This is a genomic window from Paenibacillus cucumis (ex Kampfer et al. 2016) (genome assembly GCF_019748695.1).
Lineage (GTDB): Bacteria > Bacillota > Bacilli > Paenibacillales > Paenibacillaceae > Paenibacillus > Paenibacillus polysaccharolyticus.
In genome coordinates, this window is record NZ_JACLIC010000025.1 from 55,083 (window position 1) to 74,589 (window position 19,507).

The following is a 19,507-nucleotide window of genomic DNA, read 5'->3' on the forward strand; positions in this document are numbered from 1 at the left end:
ATTCAGACTCATTAGTTTTTTTGAAAAGAGAGTTTAATTGTTCACTACGCAAGAATTTCCAATACGAAAGAAGATGTTTTAATGTCGAAAAAAGAGCGAACAATTGTTCTAAAAAAGTCTTGAACAAAACAAATGTTCGTGTTATATTGATTCCAAGAGATAGGAACAAACGTTTGGAGGCGGGGACAAATGAGATATTCTACGTATCAGAGCATTTATAAACCAGTAAATTCAGAAGCTTTAAAGTCTAATATAGGGCAATTCAGAACGTTCATGACACGTCTTAAGTTCTCTAAGGGATTGATTAAGCTGGCAATTGCTTCATTAATTATATTTATTGGATGTAGTACAGTGCTAACTGTCTTTGCTGGTAACGAGAATGATCTACTACCTGGTGGTAAGATTGCTGTATCACAGGGAGAAACATTGTGGAGTATTTCTTTGGAACATAAACCAACGTCGATGGATACGCGTGTATATATAGAAGCAATCAAAAAAGTGAATCAACTTGAATCAGCAACAATCCAGACAGGACAAGTTCTAATTTTACCTCAGTTTGTTAAATAGAGTGCGCATCTATGCAGGTTGGCGCGTACTAACTTGACAAGCCGCCTTTCTCATGTCAAAGTTAATATGACTTTGTATTTTTGGAGGGGACAAACTTGGATATAGATAGTCTGGTAGCACGTATTAACGAATTGGCTCGCAAGCAGAAATCCACTGGACTATCAGAGGAAGAACTTGCTGAACGTGCCAAATTGAGAGAAATTTACCTAGGTAACATTCGTAGCAACTTCAGACAGCAACTCGATTCAATTGAGATTGTTGACGACGACAAGGGCCAAGGCCACCAAGGCAAACTCAAACATTAATTTACGAAACCTAAACATATCGTTATGATATTTAGGTTTCTTCATGTTAGCTGGGGATGCTTACTATAAGGGGGAACATCGGTTTGCAGTATAATTATGTAAGCCGATACAAGACACATAAGGGGGATTCACATGTCACGGCGTTCGTTCGAGAGAACGGTTCGGAAAAATTCGAAGCAATTGAATCAGCAACGTAAAAAAAGCGGTCAACCAATTACAGGTAATCCAGGTGAGGATGTTTACAAAGGCAGAAGCCTTTTGTTCCCTATCTTTTTAATTGGTTTAGCGTTCTTGTATCTGTTCATGAGTACTTTTTTAGTGAAAGCACCGATGACAACCTGGGATTGGGTCACAATGCTGCTCTATGTATTTTTGGCTGTCATTTTTATGTTGCGCCGTCCTTACGTTAAAATTAGCAGTAATCGGATCATTACAACGAAGGGGAATCGTGAACGATCGATCGGGGTTGACGATATTATCAAATTCCGTTTTGAGCCAGGTACTGTTGTTATTGAACACAACAGTCGTGGAAAAAGATGGGTTTTCACCAAGTTGTTAAATCGTTACGATACAGAAGCGATTACCGAGCGGTTGTTGAAATTTGCAAAAGCACACCAGATTACCGTAGAAACGATTGATAAGTAATTAACGTGTAAAGGGGCAGATGATCGGAATGGCGTTAAAAGCGATTATGTTTGACCTGGATGATACTTTATTATGGGATGAACGGAGTGTACGAGAAGCCTTTCATGAAACTTGTCTAATTGCTGCAGCAGAAACAGGTGTTAATGCTGAGGCACTCGAAGAGGCTGTTCGTAATGAAGCACGTGAACTATATGAATCTTATGAAACGTTCCCTTTTACCAAAATGATTGGAATTAACCCTTTTGAAGGACTTTGGGCGAACTTTACGGGAGGAGAACAGCCGGAATTTCGTCAGCTTGAACAATTGGCTCCAATTTATCGCAAGGAGTCTTGGCGCCGTGGTTTACTAAAGCTGGGTGTCGATCATGATGAGCTTGCAGAGCGCCTGGCCTCTCAGTTTGGTGCAGAACGTAGATCGAGACCTCATGTATATGAAGAAACGATGGAAACGTTGCGCCATTTGCAAGGTAAGTACAGATTGTTGCTTTTGACTAATGGATGTCCTGCTTTACAGCAAGAGAAACTTGATGGTGTTCCAGAGTTATCTCCTTTCTTTGATGAGATTATTATCTCAGGTAGCTTTGGTAAAGGTAAGCCAGATCCATCCATTTTTGAGCATGCGCTAAGTAGACTGGGTGTTCAACCAGAAGAAAGTATGATGGTAGGCGATAAGTTAACAACAGATATTCGTGGTGCGTTGTCTTCAGGTATTCGTGCAGTATGGATTAACCGCGAAAACAAAACAAATAATGAAAGTTATTCACCGAACCACGAGATTAAACATTTGTCTGAATTAGAGGGGCTTATCGCAAATTTTTAAAATCATAGATGACATAAAATCTTCGCCCAAATAGCTATTCATTTAACATTGGTTATGACATGAATGATCGTTTGTTCATGTATCGTAACCAATGTTTTTTTGTTTTAATACATTCCATATAAGAGTGTTTTTAATGCATTGTTAGGGGCGATTATTTAAATTTTTAATGAAAAGTTATTGAAATTAAAAAAAAGCTGCTTTAGAATACAACTAACATACTAGTATGACTAGTTTTTATTTCTACAATATTTCGAGAGCATTCACTGATCAACTACAAGTACATTTTCAGATGCATGAAAAAAGAAAAGGCGAATGATTTAATGGCCATTTTGTAAGCGCTTTATACAATGACTGATTCAATTTAACGACATTCAAGCAATGCATGCTCAGTCAGGTTCACACGTTTGCATATGCTTGAGTGTACATATATCCCAAATTGATACCGTTTACATTTTTGATTTTGTAGTGGAGGTGAATCGAATAGACAGGTATCCTTTGCAACACGAGGGAGAGAAAGACTTGTCAAACAGCGATTAAAGCATTTTTAATCAAGCATGGATCGGAGTGAATGACACATGAAGTCAGAAACATCTAAGGCAACGATACCGATGATATCTTCACGTAAAGAAAGCAAGTTGCGAACAGCTACCATATTGATTCGTAAAGATTGGCAGTTGTACTCGCTACTAGTTCTTCCCATCATTTATCTGATTATTTTCAAATATGGCCCGATGTTAGGCAACATAATCGCCTTTAGGCGATTTGTACCGGGTGGCAGTATTTTTGGAGAAACCTGGGTTGGATTACGATACTTCAAAATGTTCATTGAGGACCCAACGTTCTGGCGAGTTTTTAGTAACACACTTATGCTCGGCGGGCTTGCGTTGTTATTTACGTTTCCCGTGCCGATTATTTTCGCACTGATGCTTAACGAGGTGAAGAGCAAACGATTTAAAAAATTTGTGCAAACAGCGTCGTATCTGCCTCACTTTCTATCGATTGTTATCGTAGCAGGTATGATTCTGCAATTAACGGCAGTGAATGGTTCGATCAACGGTCTGGTTGCATTTTTTACTGGCGATAACATTCCATTCATGCAACGTGCAGAGTGGTTCAGAACCATCTATATCTCTTCTGAAATCTGGCAGGGTATGGGTTGGGGAGCTATTTTATATCTGGCAGCACTAACTACGATTGATGAATCTTTGTATGAAGCAGCACGAATCGATGGAGCGAATCGCTGGAAGCAAACGATACATGTAACCATTCCAGGCATTTTGCCAACGATTGTTACGTTGCTGATTTTAAACATGGGGAACTTCCTGGCTGTAGGCTTTGAAAAAATCTTGCTTTTGTATAATCCGCTTATTTATGAGACTTCCGATGTAATTTCGACTTATTTGTATCGTGTAGGTCTTGAATCGAGCAACTTCAGTTATGCAACGGCCATTGGTTTGTTCGAATCGGTCATTGGACTAACTCTAGTATTCACTGTAAACGCTATCTCACGCAAACTGACACAACGAAGTTTATGGTAAAGGAGGAACACCATGCAGGAATCACGATCATACAAGGTATTTAAGGTATTTAATGTAACATTCTTGTTATTTATTGTTTTTATTACACTATATCCATTCCTGAATGTTGTTGCGCAATCCTTCAGTAGTGAAGCGTACATTAACTCAGGTAAGGTAAGCTTGTTCCCGAGAGGGTTCAATGTGGAAACGTATAAAACCATTTCGAAGGACAACATGTTCTGGTTGAACTATAAAAATACGATCATTTACACTGTGGTGGGGACTTTAATCTCAATGTTTATGACGACGATTTTTGCTTATGCATTGTCCAAAAAAAGATTGATGGGACGTAAATTTCTGACCATGTTTGCCGTGTTTACGATGTTTTTCAGCGGGGGTCTGATTCCTAACTACGTACTCATTAATTCCCTTGGTTTTAATAACACCATGTGGGCACTGGTTGTCCCAGGTGCAATCAGCATATATAACATGCTCATCATGAAATCCTTTTTTGAGAACATGCCAGAAGAGTTAGAGGAAGCAGCCGCCATTGACGGGTTAAACACATACGGTATTTTGCTTCGTATCATTTTGCCTCTCAGTAAAGCGGTCATGGCCACGATGGTGCTGTTCTACGCTGTTGGACATTGGAACTCCTGGTTTCCTGCCTTCTTGTATTTGGACAAAAAAGAGCTGTTTCCGGTCACGATCTATTTGCGTAATATGATTGCCGGGGCAACGAGTGGTGCCACTGCGGGAGCAACCTCTGCGGACAATCTCACTCAGATTGCTGCCAACATCAAATCGGTAACGATGGTGTTAACGATCCTGCCTATTTTAACTATCTATCCATTTGTACAGCGATATTTTGTAACCGGTATCATGTTGGGTTCTGTTAAGCAGTAACCTTTGCACACATAGGTTTGGAAACTAAACAAAAGGGGATGAATGGATTGAAAAGAAAGCCTCGTAAACGGATTGGTAAGATGATTCTGGTAATGACAATGTCGGCTGTACTTGCTGCTTGTAGCAGTGGTGCCGGGACTGGCCCAGATGTTACCGAAGTGGGCACGAAATCAGCCATGGAGAGTTATAAAGTGGGCGAAACATTCAAAGCGACGGAACCATTTAATCTTTCTATTTTGTATAGTGATCATCCAACGTATCCTTATAAAAAAGACTGGCTGTTATTCAAAAAAATATCGGAGATGACAGGAGTTACGTTGGAGCCAACCATCGTGCCGATGAGTGACTATCCACAGAAGCGATCGCTGTTAATCAGTTCTGGCGATGCTCCGCTCGTTATTCCAAAGACTTATCCGGGTGAAGAATCTGCTTTTGTATCTTCTGGAGCGATTCTGCCGATCAGTGATTACATTGATTTGATGCCAAATTTCAAGGACAAAATTGAAAAGTGGAAACTTGAACCTGAACTTGAAGGACTGCGTCAGGAGGACGGCAAATATTATGTTTTACCGGGATTACATGAGGAAGTATGGCCTGATTATACTCTGATCATAAGAACAGATATTTTTAAAGGAAATAATATTGCCATTCCAACAACTTGGGATGAACTCTATACCGCAGCCAAAAAATTAAAAGAAATCTATCCGGACTCCATTCCATTTTCAGACCGTTTCAAATTCAACAGTACACTTGGCATTGCAGCTACGGGTTTTGGGACTAAGGCTGGATGGGGATATGGAAATGGCTTGACCTACAAAGCCGACCAGGATGAATTTGTTGCCACGGCAACGACGCCAGAGTACAAAGAATTACTGACGTTTTTTAACAAAATGGTTGCAGAAGGACTTCTTGATAAGGAAAGCTTCACGCAAGACGATGATCAAGCTACTCAAAAGTTCGTTTCGGGTAAATCATTTATTATTAACGGTAACTCACAGACACTTGTACTGCATCGAAATGATATGAATAAAACGTTGGGTGAAGGGAATTTCTCGATTGCTAAGATCACAGTTCCGGGAGGGCCGAAAGGGCAGCTGATGTCGGGTTCCAGACTCGAAAACGGTGTGATGATTTCCGGGAAGATTAAAGATAGTGACAATTTCAAAGCGATTTTACAATTTATCGACTGGTTGTATTACAGTGATGAAGGACAGGAATTTGCGAAGTGGGGTGTAGAGAACGAGACATACACTAAAGAAGGTGGCAAACGCAAGTTAGTAAATGATATTAATTACAATGGTTTGAACCCTAAGGGTACGAAAGACCTTCGCGTTGACTTCGGATTCTCTGGTGGTGTATTTGCTTACGGTGGAACAACAGACCTGCTTCAATCCATGTTTAGCGAAGAAGAACTTGAGTTCCAGAAAAATATGAAAGAGACAAAGGAAGTGATTCCGGCTGAACCACCTATCCCTTATTCTTCCGAAGATCGTGAACGTGTAACACTGATGAGCACGCCGCTCAAAGACTACACAGACCAGAATACGTTGAAGTTTATTATAGGTGAACGGAAGTTATCCGAGTATGATACATTCCTAAAAGAGCTGGAGAGTCAGGGTTTGTCCAATTATGTGAAGATGGCGAACGACACTTATAAGACGTATAAGGAAAACAAAAAGTAATTTGTAAGATCTGAAGCCGAGCTACCGTTTCGCTAAAGTTATTTAAGTGAATCGGTAGTTTGTGCTAATATGAAAGGAATATGGCTGAGAGAAAGAGGTCAAGGCATGGCATTTAATCAGAAAACAAGAGGCTCTACCAGGGCGTATTCTTATAATTTGCTCAAAGAACGAATTCTTCATCTGGAGCTTGAACCAGGTACCAAAATTTCCGAAAAAGAGATCGCAGATGAATTACAGGTGAGCCGCACACCGGTACGAGAAGCTTTTATGAAGCTTGCCGAAGAAGAACTACTGGATATCATTCCACAGAGTGGCACGATTGTTTCGCATATTAACCTGGAGCATGTGGAAGAAGGCAGGTTTATGCGCGAGAAGATGGAGAAGGAAATTGTCATGTTAGCCTGTACTTCGTTTCCTGAAGAGTACATGTTCAAATTAGAAACCAACATTGCCATGCAGGAAGTGTGTATTGGGAAAAAGAACTTCTATCGACTGTTCGAATTGGATGAGGAATTCCACCAGATTTTGTTTCAGGGCACTGGAAAGCTACGGACGTGGAAAATGTTGCAACAGTTGAACATGCCGTTTAATCGATTACGACTACTCCGGTTAGCAGAAGACTCGAATCTTGAAGTGATTATCTCTCAACATAAAGAGATTTTGAGGCTGGTTACAGAGCGTCAGACGGAGGAAGCAGCACAGGTTATGGAAGCACATCTTAGGCTTGTAGTATACGAGCAGGAGATTTTAAAGGACAAGTATCCTCACTATTTCATATAGGTTATCACACTAACCCCCGACTCTCATGAGCAGGGGGTTAGTTAAGCACGTTAACTTTTTAATCAAAGTTAGGCGTTTTTGATAAACGTTGGATCAGGATACGGATCGGCGATCCAGCCGTCTTTTTCGATGAACAGGCGCACCGCAATAATTTGTTTGTTCTCCATTAAAGTGAAGAAGTGCGGTGTGTTTTCAGGAACGGAAATAACGTCACCCGGAGACAGTTCTACATTGAAGTAACCTGTATCATCAGTTGCTTTAATGACAAAGATACCTTTACCTGCAACAATTGCACGGATTTCATCTTCCGCATGCGTATGGATCTCTTCGAACTTGGCCAGTTTCTCTTCGATGTCTGGTGTTTGCTCGGAAAGGGTAATGACATCCCAGATTTGATACCCGCGGCGTGCCGCCAAGTCTTTGATCTCATAATCGAAGGTTTCTAATACTTCTTGCTTCTGATCATCCGTTAAGCCGAAGTTGTTTTGCAGTTCCGTGTTTAATTTGGAAGCGTCCCACTTCTCGTATAATACGTCATATTTGTTCAAGAAATTTCGAACGTTCTCGTCTCCAGTGATTCGTTCGTTCGTATTTCGGATAACAATTTCAGCCATGCGCTTTCCCTCTTTTCCACTTGGATTAATTGATATTATATCGGATTGCTCAAAATTTGTCGATTCACAATTCTGCTTCATTCCTGCAAATCCGCGACCTTTCGGGAGCAAAACCGATCTTTCACATTAAGTAAGTTTCTGTTAAACTAAGATTTAACGTTTTGCGGGGGTGAAGATATTGGATAAGCTTAGTCTACACGATGCAATAAAACAACGAATATTAATCCTCGACGGCGCAATGGGGACAATGATTCAACAAGTGGATCTGACCAGCGAAGATTTCGGCGGCGAAGATCTGGATGGATGTAATGAAATGTTGGTGCTAACCCGTCCAGACTTGATCCAACGTATTCATGAGGATTATCTGGAAGCTGGTGCCGATTTAATCGAGACCAATACATTTGGTGCAACTTCAGTGGTTCTCGCCGAATACGATATTCAAGATCGTGCACTTGAAATAAATCTCGAAGCGGCCAGAATTGCAAAAGCAGCTGTTGACCGCTTCTCCACACCGGAGTCACCACGATATGTGGTCGGAGCGATGGGACCAACAACCAAAACGCTGTCTGTGACTGGCGGGGTGACATTCCAAGAGCTGGTGGACAGTTATTTCGAGCAGGCCCTCGCTTTAATAGAGGGAGGCGTTGATGCGCTACTGCTTGAAACTTCACAGGATACTCTTAATGTCAAAGCAGGTAGTATCGGTATTCAGCAAGCATTTGATCAAAGCGGTATCAAGCTGCCTCTCATGATCTCAGGAACCATAGAACCGATGGGTACGACCTTGGCCGGTCAGAACATCGAATCTTTTTATATATCCTTAGAACACCTTAACCCAATCTCGGTAGGACTAAACTGTGCGACGGGTCCGGAATTCATGCGTGACCATATTCGATCTCTGTCTGGCATGGCATCTGTGGCTGTGAGTTGTTATCCCAATGCAGGTTTGCCTGACGAGAATGGTAACTATCACGAATCACCGGATTCACTTGCGCAGAAGATCGGTGCTTTTGCAGAACAGGGTTGGTTGAACATTGCAGGAGGATGTTGCGGAACAACGCCAGCACATATCCGGGCCATGCGTGATACACTCGCCAAATACCCCCCAAGAGAATTGAACGGAACACACCCGCCTGCATTGTCGGGAATTGAACCGGTATATGTCGAACAGGACAATCGTCCATATATGGTTGGTGAGCGCACCAACGTGCTTGGTTCACGGAAATTCAAACGACTAATTGTCGAGGGCAAGTACGAAGAAGCTTCCGAAATTGCCCGGGCTCAAGTGAAAAACGGTGCACACATCGTTGACGTCTGCGTACAGGACCCTGACCGTGAGGAAACGGAAGATATGATCAAGTTCCTTGAACTTGTGGTCAAAAAAGTAAAGGTTCCGCTGATGATCGACACAACAGATGCCTCAGTTATTGATACAGCGCTTCAATATTCTCAAGGGAAGGCGATTATTAACTCCATTAACCTTGAGGATGGCGAAGAGAAATTTGAGTTGGTAACACCTTTGTTGCATAAATATGGCGGAGCGGTAGTTGTCGGAACGATTGACGAGCGTGGTCAGGCGATCAGCCGCGAGGACAAGCTAGACGTAGCCAAACGTTCGTATGATTTGCTGGTGAACAAATACGGGTTGAAGCCAGAAGACCTTATTTTTGATACACTGGTCTTTCCGGTAGGTACGGGTGATGAGCAGTACATCGGATCTGCGAAAGAAACGATTGAAGGTATACGTATCATTAAAGAAGCGCTCCCAGAATGTCATACGATTCTGGGTATCAGTAACATCTCCTTTGGTCTGCCTGAAGCAGGTCGTGAGGTGTTAAACTCTGTTTTCTTGTACGAATGTACCAAAGCAGGGCTGGATTATGCCATCGTGAATACCGAGAAGCTGGAGCGTTACGCATCCATCCCGGAAGAAGAACGCAGACTCTCGGAAGAGCTTCTGTATAATACAAACGATGATACGCTGGCTGCCTTCGTAGCGGCATTCCGTAACAAAAAGGTAGAGAAGAAAGAAAAAATCTCGAACCTTTCATTAGAAGAACGTCTCGCATCTTATGTGGTTGAAGGAAGCAAAGAGGGTTTGTTGCCCGATCTGGAGCAAGCTCTAGCCAAATATACAGCGCTTGAAGTCATCAACGGTCCGTTGATGCGCGGCATGGAAGAAGTCGGGCGTCTCTTTAACAACAATGAGTTAATTGTAGCGGAGGTTCTTCAGAGTGCAGAAGTGATGAAGGCTTCCGTTGCATATTTGGAGCAGTTCATGGAGAAGAACGAAACTTCTGTCAAAGGAAAGATCATTCTTGCCACCGTTAAAGGGGATGTACATGATATCGGTAAGAACTTGGTGGAGATCATCTTGTCCAACAACGGTTACCGGATCATTAATTTGGGTATAAAAGTACCACCAGAGCGTATCATTGAGGCGTATAGGGAAGAAAAAGTGGACGCTATTGGCCTCTCGGGTTTGCTCGTTAAGTCTGCTCAGCAGATGATTCTTACCGCTCAGGATCTGCGCACGGCTGGTATTGATGTGCCAATCATGGTAGGTGGAGCGGCATTGACTCGTAAGTTTACCAAAAACCGGATTCGCCCTGAATATAACGGTATGGTAGTCTATGCGAAGGATGCAATGGATGGTCTGGATCTGGCCAATAAGCTGATGAATCCTGTGACACGGGAAGCCATGCAAGCAGAGATGGATGCGGAAAAAGAAGCCGATGCTTCAAATGCGGGAGAGGTTCAAGCACTACCTGAGTTAACCCGGGTAGAACGCTCGTCCATTTCAGCTGATCATCCTGTGCTTGTACCACCTGATTTAGATCGTCATACATTGCGGAATTACCCGTTATCACACATCCTGCCTTATGTGAACATGCAGATGCTGCTCGGGCATCATTTGGGACTTCGTGGTTCAGTAGAGCAATTGCTCGCTGCGGGTGATCAGAAGGCAACCGATTTGAAAGCGGTCGTCGATGGCATTATGCAGGAAGCGGTTCGTGACGGAATCATTCAGGCTCATGCGATGTATCGTTTCTTCCCGGCGCAGTCGAGCGGCAATAGTGTCATCATTTATGATCCGCAAGATACGAGCAACATCCTGCATACCTTTACGTTCCCACGCCAGAAGGTGGAGCCGTTCCTGTGTCTGTCCGACTTCCTGAAGCCAGTTGAATCCGGTGAAATGGATTATGTGGGCTTCCTCGTTGTCACTGCGGGACATGGTGTGCGCGAGCTTTCGACGGCATGGAAGGATCAAGGGGATTATCTACGTTCGCATGCGTTGCAGTCTGTAGCACTGGAAGTGGCGGAAGGACTGGCAGAACGTGTGCATCATATGATGAGGGATATCTGGGGCTTCCCAGACCCGGCTGATATGACGATGAAACAACGTCATGGCGCACGTTATCAGGGGATTAGAGTATCTTTTGGATATCCGGCTTGTCCGGATCTGGAGGATCAGGGTCCGTTATTCAAGCTGATGCAGCCTGAAGATATCGGAGTAGAATTGACGGAAGGTTTCATGATGGAACCTGAAGCATCGGTGTCCGCGATGGTATTTAGCCATCCGCAGGCCAAATATTTTAACGTCGAAAAAGCATAAATTGATAAGTTGTTCAGGCAAGCCCTCCGCATGGTCGGAGGTTTTTTGCTGGCAACAGAAAGAGGTGCGATCCAGAATGGAACTATATTTCCTGGGAACTAATGCTGGTGTACCTACACTGCAACGGAATGTAACGTCCATTGGACTACGCATGTTGGATGAGCGCAGAGCGCTGTGGTTGTTTGACTGCGGGGAAGGGACACAGCATCAGATTTTAAGTTCTCCGCTTAAACTAAGCAAATTGGAGAAAATATTTATTACCCATCTGCATGGTGACCATGTGTTTGGATTACCTGGTTTGCTGTCCAGTAGGGCATATCAGGGGGGAACGACTCCGCTCACGGTGTATGGACCACCAGGGACGGAGCGCATGATTGCAACAACGATGGAGATTAGCCAATCTCGTTTGAATTATGATTTGAATATTGTGGAGCATACTGGCGGTGTACTGTTTGAAGATGACAGCTTTATCGTCGAATCGGCCCTGCTCGAACACCGTATTGACAGCTATGGGTATCGGGTTACGGAGAAAGATCGCCCAGGTAGTCTTGATTCGGCTAAATTAGCGGCTTACGGTCTGAAACCAGGCCCGTTGTTCGGACGGTTAAAGCGGGGAGAGACGATTACATTAGACAGTGGTGATACGGTACGTCCTGAGGATGTTTTAGGAGCACCGAAACGTGGAATGGTGATTACGATTCTGGGTGATACCCGTCCTTGCGAAAACGTGAAACCTCTGGCCCAGGATGCAGACGTTCTTGTTCATGAAGCGACGTTTATGCATGATCTGGCTGACACGGCTCATGAGTACTATCATAGTACGTCCAGACAAGCGGCGGAAGCGGCCCTGGCGGCGAATGTGGGTCAACTCATTATGACTCACTTCAGTTCCCGTTATAAAGATGAGGAACAGCTTCAGCCACTACTCGATGAAGCGAAGAGTATCTTTCCGAACACAAGGCTTGCGAACGAGCACCAACTGATTCCTGTGGTTCATGGGAAGCTTGATTCTTCGCAATAAAGCAGAGGCCTTGATTCATGACGCAGGCCATATCAACAACCGGCGAGTGAGACGGGACTGAGGGAGAAATATTCCCGAGGTCCCTTTTGCAATCTGCTCAGAAAGCGTGTAGGATGGGCAATATGAGCAGGGAAATTTTCCGAATTATTTTCCGGGAAAGCGCAGGAAATGACAAGCTTGTACAGAAGACGCGCGAGTTAAACCGTCTGTGTTCGATCCGGTTCGACTTGTTATGTGCCTCTTTCAATGAGGCTGAACCCTCCTACATGCTTGAATACATAGTATAAAGGTTTGTTTGCATCGCCTGATTTTGTTAAGGGGATGAAATGTTAACAGAATGAAGGAATGAAGAGAGGAAGTGCAATGTATGATTAAGGCCTATCTGATCGATCTGGATGGTACATTGTATCATGGCAGGCATCGTATTGATGGAGCCGATGAGCTCATTCGCACGTTGCGAAAGCAGGGAGTACCTTATTTGTTCGTGACCAATAATTCTTCCCGTACACCTCAAGGTGTGGCTGATCATTTGAATGGCATGGGGATAGAAGCGGATGCTTCCGAGGTATGTACCTCTGCGGTTGCCGCGGCTGAATACGTTGCTGCAGATTTTCCGGGGGCGAAGGTGGCATGCATCGGGGAAGGTGGGCTGTTACAGGCCATTGAAGAAGCGGGTTTAATTCTGACGGATGATGAGCCAGATGTTGTGATCCAAGGCATCGACCGTGAATTTACCTATCAAAAATTAACGAAGGCACTCCGCTGGATTAATGGGGGAGCTAAGTTTATTATGACTAACCCTGATCTTCAACTTCCCGCTGATGATGGATTAACGCCTGGCGCGGGTACGATTGGGGCTGCCATCGAGGCAGCGACGGGCGTGCAACCAACGGTGATCGGCAAACCTTCAAGCATTATTATGAGATCAGCCATTCGCCGGTTGAAATTGAAGGCGGAAGAAGTGGCTGTTATCGGAGATAATATGCGCACGGATATTGCTGCAGGCGTGGCAGCAGGTTGTGAAACGATACTTGTTCTGACAGGTATTACTACACATGAAAATATGGATGGACATATTCAGGCCGTGAAAGCACGTCCAGATCATGTTTTTGAAGATTTGAATACACTGACTGCATGGTTAGCCCAAAAGGCAGGCCAGGCTTCCAAGAAGGAGTAGATAAAGAATGCCAGAGTTACCAGAAATGGAAAATTACAGGGTGTTATTGTCCGAGCATATACTTGATTTACCGATAACAGGGGTAGTTGTGAACCGTGAAAAGACGATCAATACGACTGCTGATGTGTTCATAGATGAGTTAACAGGCAATCGGATTATATTTGTGGAACGGCGCGCTAAACATCTGATCTTTCACCTTGCAAACGGCAAACGTCTTGTGTTGCATCTTATGCTGGGTGGCATGTTGTTCTGGGGGACAGAGAACGATCGTCCTGACCGCACCACACAGGTAGAGATTCAATTCGGAGAACATATTCTGTTCTTCATCGGTTTGCGTCTTGGGTATTTGCATCTGATGACTTCCAAGGAGACAGAAGAAGCGATGTCCGATTTAGGTCCAGAACCTCTGGATCGAAGAATGAATAAGGAACGTTTTGCTGGACTGCTTAAAGGTCGCCGGGGAACACTCAAAACAACCTTGGTAAATCAACATATTATCGCTGGCATCGGCAACTGTTATTCAGATGAAATCGCCTTCGCTGCGGGACTTAGACCAAGCTCAAAAACGCAGAACATTGCAAACTCGACTGAACTGACAGAGCGACTGTATCACTCTATGCAATCGGTGTTACGTGAGGCTGCGCACGAGGGCGGTTATATGGAAATGCCGCTAATGCAGGGTGACAACAAAACAGGAAAGTTTGACGAGCAGTGCCGGGTCTATGACCGGGAGGGTGAAACTTGTCCTCGCTGCGGGGGAACCATTGAACGAGTTGAAATTACGGGCAAAAAGGCATTTTTCTGTCCGCAATGTCAGCATGAGGCCTAAAACCGGCATCGGCGCACATGTAAGCACTAAAGGTGGATTTTTACAGGCGGCTAAGAGAGCATATGAGATGGGAGCGACGGCTTTTCAGTATTTTCCGAAAAATCCGCGCAGTCTTAGCCTGAAAAGTCTTGATCAAAAAGATGCTACATTGTGCAGGGACTGGTGTGAAGAACATGGTATGGCATCCATTGCTCACTCACCTTATCCTACGAATCCGGCACTAGGTATGACCCGTGGAGAGGCGGGGTTTCATGCTATTGTTTCATCGATTCGCAATGATCTTGAGATTTCTAATGCATGTGGTTCGGTTGGAACGGTTGTTCATTTTGGCCATATACAGACGAAAGATCCGCTAGAGGGATATCGTAATTTGATTCACTGTCTGGACACCGCGCTGGAAGGGTGGCAAGGCGAATCCAAAATTTTGCTTGAAAATCAGGCAGGGGATCATGGACCCATGGGGACAACGATGGAGGAAATGATCCAGATTCGCAAGCTGAGTCGATTCCCTGAGCATATTGCATTTTGTTTCGACACATGTCATGCTTTTGCTTCAGGGATGTGGAAGGCTGGAGATGAGAACATTTTGTTGGAAAAAGGCAGGCAGCTGGAATATTGGGATGACCTGGCGGCTGTTCATTTTAATGATTCCAAATATGCATCTGGTCTGAACAAAGACAGACATGCGAGAATTGGTCATGGACATATGGGCTATGAATCAATGAAGAAACTGTTGCAATCACCCCATATTAAGCAGGCGGTAGTTGTAATGGAGACGGAAACAGGAGAAGACGGAACGCACAGTGACGATATACAGCTCATGCGTTCGTGGTTATAAGTGGGGAGGTGCGAGACGATGAATGTTTTTCTGGATGACTATCGTTCTTGTCCAAAAGGGTTTGTTCTGGCTACCAATGCTGAGGAATGCCTCTTGTTATTGCGAGATGGCGAAGTAGACATTCTATCGCTGGACTATGAACTTGGGCCGGATTCGATGAATGGCGGTGAAGTAGCTGCAGCGATTGTACGGGAAGGGCTCTATCCGCGTGAGATCTATTTACATACGTCGAGTATGTACGGAAAACGCCAGATGTACGAGAGGTTGTATAGCAACAAACCTGATTCCGTTATAATTCATAACGGTCCGATGACAGGTGAAGTCATGTTGCGAGTGGCTGCGGAGGCTGAAAAGTTATGAAGCCGATTACGTCTAAAATGGTAATGCGCGGTGTATGGGAAGGGTTGCCTCAAGCGGTATTTATCTATACTCCGTTATGCGGAACGTGTGCAGCGGCACGTCGTATGCTGGAGGTCGCTGAGCATATGTTGCCAGAGGGTGTTTTATATGAGATGAATATTCATGATATTCCGGAGCTTGTGCAGCAGTTTCAGATTTCGAGTGTACCGGCTTTAATGTTGTTTGATGGTGAGCAAGATGTACCCAGGATGGTCTATCGGATGAACTCGGTTGAGCATCTGCTCAATGAGATTCGGAAGGCGGTGCTAAAATGAGTGTTGTAGTGATGGAGAACATTTCGCTTCGTCGCGAAGAAAATCAGATACTTGATGACGTTCATTTACGCATTGAACCAGGCGAACATTGGGTCATCCTGGGGCGTAATGGATCAGGTAAAACTACACTGCTGGAAATGATGAATGGATATATGTTTCCTAGTTCGGGACGCATTGAAGTGCTCGGTAATGTGTACGGGCAATGCGATGTCCGGGAGGTTCGCAAAGAGATCGGTTATATCAGCCAAACATTGATTGAAAAATTGACCTTACGTGATCCGGTATGGGAGGTTGTCGCTACAGGAGCCTATGCCTTTTTACGCTTTTATCAGACGATTCCAGATGAAATGAAAACAAAGGCGATGCAGCTGCTGGAGGAGATGGGTTTCGCAAAACTGGCAAATCAACCGCTGGGAACGTTATCCCAGGGAGAACGCAAAAAAGTCATGTTGGCACGTTCGTTAATGGCTGAACCAAAGCTGCTTATTATGGACGAGCCTTGTGCTGGCCTTGATCTGTATGAACGTGAGAAGATGCTGATTGAGATTGATCGTCTGCGCCAGCGGAATATGACGGTGGTGTACGTCACCCATCATGTGGAAGAGATCGTGCCGTTGTTTACTCATGTCGCATTGATCCGTGATGGACGCATTGCTGCGGCGGGGCCAAAACATGAGATTTTAACAGAAGATACAATTAAGCATACGTATGATATTCCGGTGGAAGTTCAGTGGCATGAGGATCGTCCATGGATACACGTACGTTCTGGAGGGTAACACAAGTTGAGTACACAATCGCTTTCGGGAGAAACAGACTTTTCCCGTTTTATATGCACGGCCAATCACGGCTTTGCACCTTATGCGCAGGAGGAGCTGCGCCGTACTTTTGGAGCAGTGAAGAGCACGGTGCTGGTTCCAGGTGAGATTCTACTGGCTGGTTTACCAGTTGCAGAGGAAGAAGTCTCGATTAGACTTCTGCAAGAGTCTCCGACGTTTTTACGTCACATCCAGCCTGTTCAATTTCAAGAGAATACAGAGGATACGGAGCAGTCTCTGGAGAAATTGATTGCATTTATCCTGAACCATAAGGAATTGTCTGGGGCAAAAGTAGTCATGCAAACTCGCAAAACGGAGAGTTCTTTTTGGGGCGAAAACGCAGCTTCATTGAAACAAATGCTGACGGAAAAACTGGGTGATCTGGGCTGTGAATGGGTTATTCGGGATGCGGAATATGTCATTTCGGTATTTGCTGCTAAAGATATGTTATATGCAGGTGTATCCAGACCCGAACAGAATCTGTCCGACTGGAGTGGTGGAGCGATCCGTTTTCAGAAGGAAGAAGGACAAATCTCTCGAGCCAAGTTTAAGTTGCTTGAAGCGGAGCAAACGTTTGGTATTGATTTTACTTCGTTTCACAAGGCACTTGATATTGGCGCAGCACCTGGGGGATGGACATCATTTCTGCTTGAGCGCGGGCTTGAGGTAACAGCAGTAGACCCGGCAAAGATGGATGCAACCTTGCTCGCTTCGCCTAAATTGACGTTTTTGAAAAAAAATGCAGGCGATGTGCGTTTCCGCGAAGGTGAATTCGATCTGCTTGTATGTGATATGAGCTGGAGTCCGAAGCTGATGAGCAGACTGGTATCTGACCTTCTGTATAGTCTCCAATCCGGTGGGACAGCCATTGTTACGGTGAAATTGCTTCACAAAAAACCACTTGCGCTTATAAAAGAAGTGATCGATACGTTTGAGCGTTCACGGATGCAGATTCAGCGTTCAAAGCAGCTGTTTCATAATCGTGAAGAGATCACATTATATATGATTAAATATTAAGTCATTTAACTTATAAAATATTCTGCTTTACAACGGTTGATTATGTGTACTATAATGATACCAATATTAACCATAACGACAATAAATTTGAGGGAAAGCATCCCGAAGTGAGCATGACTGGAATTCCAGTGTGCTCATTATCGGTGAAGCTTTCCCTTTTTATGTTGTTTGGAAGGAGGTAGACCTATGAGACATCCGGCGAGGCTGGAACGCGGGAGCCTGCTGGGAGGTAGATATCGCATCCTATCGATTCTTGGTTCAGGAGGAATGAGCCATGTGTATGAGGCAGAGGATTTGAAGCTGCCAGGGAAGATCTGGGCTGTGAAGGAAAGTGTCACGAAGATGCCCTATGAAGGCAGTATGGAGAGAGAAGCGGCTCTGTTGACATCACTTCGGCATCCGAGACTTCCGCAGATTGTTGATTTTTTTGCTCCTGACGATGACGGTTATACGTACCTTGTCATGGAATATATTGAAGGGTTAACGCTGAGCGACTACTTCAAACAGTGCCGGGGTAAAATTCCGGTGGAACAGTTGATGGAATTTGTACTTCAATTACTGGATGTTCTAAGTTATTTGCATAACTTGGATCCTCCTGTCATTTACCGAGACCTGAAGCCGTCCAACATTATGATTACACCAGAGCATGAAGTGCGCTTGATTGATTTTGGCATTGCCCGCAGTTATAAGACGCATCTTGCTGAAGATACGGTTAAACTCGGGACTGCTGGATTTGCGGCACCAGAACAATATGGTTCCGGACAAACGGATGCCCGTTCAGATCTATATGGTCTTGGAGCCCTGATGCTGTATCTAATGACGAGTGGAGCTTACACCGAATGGATTCAAGGCGTGGAAAGTTCTATACGGAGTGATGTCCCGCGAACATACGCCCCTGTTGTCAGACGATTGCTACGATATGACGTGAATGAAAGGTTTCAAACGGCGAATGAGGTGAGGAAGGAGCTGCTTCGAATACCGGGAATAATGTCCTCGCCTGTAGATCAACAGCTAACGCTTGGCGGGGGCACGAGAGTGATTGCTCTTACCGGGGTTTCTGCTGGGGCAGGTGTTACTCATACAGCGATAGCGATTAGTCATTATTTGGAGAGGCAGAACTTTAAGGTCGCGGTGATCGAAATGTCACCTCGCTCTCAATCATTTACACGTATCCAGCACATTGCACTAGGTGGTAAACCTGTAGCATCAAGCAGGCAGTTTGCGGTGGATGGCGTGCATTATTGGAAGCAGTCTGGCCGGGCCGATATTTTATCCCTGCTGGGCGGCAGCTATCAATTTATTGTGATGGATCTAGGAAGCGGACAGGATCAGAATCGATTAGAGGAGTTTTTACGCGCGGATCTGCCTATCATTATTGGTTCTGGTGCCGAATGGAAACAAGCGGAGATTGGAGCTTTTGTACGCACGCATTATCGCTTTCCCCGGGAGAAATGGATATACTGCCTTCCCCTCGCTGCAACAGACGCAGTGGAGCGTGTACGTAGAACACTGGATACATCCCACGTATACGGATTACCACTGCAGCTGGACCCATTTGACAAGGATGTTCATATGGATAAGGTATTCTCACAAATTCTAGGGCATTTAATGGTAAGGCAGACCCCAAAACGTTCATTTTTTTCACTTAAAAAGTACATGAGTAGAGGAGATTAGGAAAGGA

At 44.5% G+C, this 19,507-nt stretch carries 20 protein-coding genes; 19 read left to right on the forward strand and 1 reads right to left on the reverse strand.

Annotation, left to right across the window (positions count from 1 at the left end; genetic code table 11):
• Positions 1-189 precede the first annotated feature (189 nt).
• From H7T88_RS16500 to H7T88_RS16535, 8 genes are all read left to right on the forward strand, one after another.
• Positions 190-567: a LysM peptidoglycan-binding domain-containing protein gene (locus H7T88_RS16500; protein WP_221789381.1), complete on the forward strand. Its 378-nt coding sequence runs from the start codon at positions 190-192 to the stop codon at positions 565-567.
• Between the two features lie 95 nt (positions 568-662).
• Complete coding sequence (locus tag H7T88_RS16505; protein ID WP_123065749.1) at positions 663-872, forward strand: DUF896 domain-containing protein; 210 nt, start codon at positions 663-665, stop codon at positions 870-872.
• A 132-nt stretch (positions 873-1,004) separates the two neighbouring features.
• On the forward strand, positions 1,005-1,517 hold the full coding sequence (locus tag H7T88_RS16510) for a hypothetical protein (protein WP_221789382.1): 513 nt from the start codon (positions 1,005-1,007) through the stop codon (positions 1,515-1,517).
• Positions 1,518-1,545: 28 nt separating this feature from the next.
• Complete coding sequence (locus H7T88_RS16515; RefSeq protein ID WP_090916768.1) at positions 1,546-2,337, forward strand: HAD family hydrolase; 792 nt, start codon at positions 1,546-1,548, stop codon at positions 2,335-2,337.
• Positions 2,338-2,945: 608 nt separating this feature from the next.
• A complete protein-coding gene (locus H7T88_RS16520; RefSeq protein ID WP_253500072.1) occupies positions 2,946-3,875 on the forward strand; it encodes an ABC transporter permease in 930 nt (309 codons plus the stop codon).
• Between the two features lie 12 nt (positions 3,876-3,887).
• A complete protein-coding gene (locus tag H7T88_RS16525; protein WP_090916763.1) occupies positions 3,888-4,760 on the forward strand; it encodes a carbohydrate ABC transporter permease in 873 nt (290 codons plus the stop codon).
• 47 nt (positions 4,761-4,807) lie between these two features.
• Positions 4,808-6,442: an ABC transporter substrate-binding protein gene (locus H7T88_RS16530; protein WP_260510962.1), complete on the forward strand. Its 1,635-nt coding sequence runs from the start codon at positions 4,808-4,810 to the stop codon at positions 6,440-6,442.
• A gap of 105 nt (positions 6,443-6,547) precedes the next feature.
• A complete protein-coding gene (locus H7T88_RS16535) occupies positions 6,548-7,222 on the forward strand; it encodes a GntR family transcriptional regulator (protein ID WP_090916761.1) in 675 nt (224 codons plus the stop codon).
• 68 nt (positions 7,223-7,290) lie between these two features.
• On the opposite strand, the gene mtnD is transcribed toward H7T88_RS16535, so the two are convergent.
• Positions 7,291-7,836 carry an acireductone dioxygenase gene (gene mtnD / locus H7T88_RS16540; RefSeq protein ID WP_090916759.1) on the reverse strand — a complete coding sequence of 182 codons (546 nt, stop codon included), beginning with the start codon at positions 7,834-7,836 and terminating at the stop codon, positions 7,291-7,293.
• Between the two features lie 238 nt (positions 7,837-8,074).
• Between mtnD and metH the strand changes: the two genes are divergently transcribed.
• The 11 genes from metH (at position 8,075) to H7T88_RS16595 (ending at position 19,500) form a co-directional block, all read left to right on the forward strand.
• The gene (gene metH / locus H7T88_RS16545; protein ID WP_423246143.1) at positions 8,075-11,455 is read left to right on the forward strand and encodes a methionine synthase; all 3,381 of its coding nucleotides are present in this window, start codon (positions 8,075-8,077) and stop codon (positions 11,453-11,455) included.
• 76 nt (positions 11,456-11,531) lie between these two features.
• Entirely contained in the window at positions 11,532-12,476 is a 945-nt protein-coding gene (gene rnz / locus H7T88_RS16550) for a ribonuclease Z (RefSeq protein ID WP_221789388.1), read from the forward strand.
• A 122-nt stretch (positions 12,477-12,598) separates the two neighbouring features.
• Entirely contained in the window at positions 12,599-12,763 is a 165-nt protein-coding gene (locus H7T88_RS16555) for a hypothetical protein (RefSeq protein ID WP_186809716.1), read from the forward strand.
• 80 nt (positions 12,764-12,843) lie between these two features.
• The gene (gene nucF / locus H7T88_RS16560) at positions 12,844-13,653 is read left to right on the forward strand and encodes a 5' nucleotidase NucF (protein WP_221789391.1); all 810 of its coding nucleotides are present in this window, start codon (positions 12,844-12,846) and stop codon (positions 13,651-13,653) included.
• A 7-nt stretch (positions 13,654-13,660) separates the two neighbouring features.
• Positions 13,661-14,482: an Fpg/Nei family DNA glycosylase gene (locus tag H7T88_RS16565; protein WP_221789393.1), complete on the forward strand. Its 822-nt coding sequence runs from the start codon at positions 13,661-13,663 to the stop codon at positions 14,480-14,482.
• Positions 14,472-15,320 carry a deoxyribonuclease IV gene (locus H7T88_RS16570; protein WP_221789394.1) on the forward strand — a complete coding sequence of 283 codons (849 nt, stop codon included), beginning with the start codon at positions 14,472-14,474 and terminating at the stop codon, positions 15,318-15,320. The genes H7T88_RS16565 and H7T88_RS16570 overlap by 11 nt, the downstream gene beginning before the upstream one ends.
• A gap of 18 nt (positions 15,321-15,338) precedes the next feature.
• Complete coding sequence (locus H7T88_RS16575; protein WP_221789395.1) at positions 15,339-15,680, forward strand: cyclic-phosphate processing receiver domain-containing protein; 342 nt, start codon at positions 15,339-15,341, stop codon at positions 15,678-15,680.
• Positions 15,677-15,994 (forward strand): thioredoxin family protein, encoded by a 318-nt coding sequence (locus tag H7T88_RS16580; protein ID WP_145331543.1) that lies wholly within the window; start codon positions 15,677-15,679, stop codon positions 15,992-15,994. Before H7T88_RS16575 ends, H7T88_RS16580 begins: the two co-directional genes overlap by 4 nt.
• Positions 15,991-16,770: an ABC transporter ATP-binding protein gene (locus H7T88_RS16585; RefSeq protein ID WP_221789396.1), complete on the forward strand. Its 780-nt coding sequence runs from the start codon at positions 15,991-15,993 to the stop codon at positions 16,768-16,770. Before H7T88_RS16580 ends, H7T88_RS16585 begins: the two co-directional genes overlap by 4 nt.
• Positions 16,771-16,776: 6 nt before the next feature.
• Entirely contained in the window at positions 16,777-17,826 is a 1,050-nt protein-coding gene (locus H7T88_RS16590) for an SAM-dependent methyltransferase (RefSeq protein WP_221789397.1), read from the forward strand.
• Between the two features lie 186 nt (positions 17,827-18,012).
• A complete protein-coding gene (locus H7T88_RS16595; protein ID WP_221789398.1) occupies positions 18,013-19,500 on the forward strand; it encodes a serine/threonine protein kinase in 1,488 nt (495 codons plus the stop codon).
• Positions 19,501-19,507: the final 7 nt, after the last annotated feature.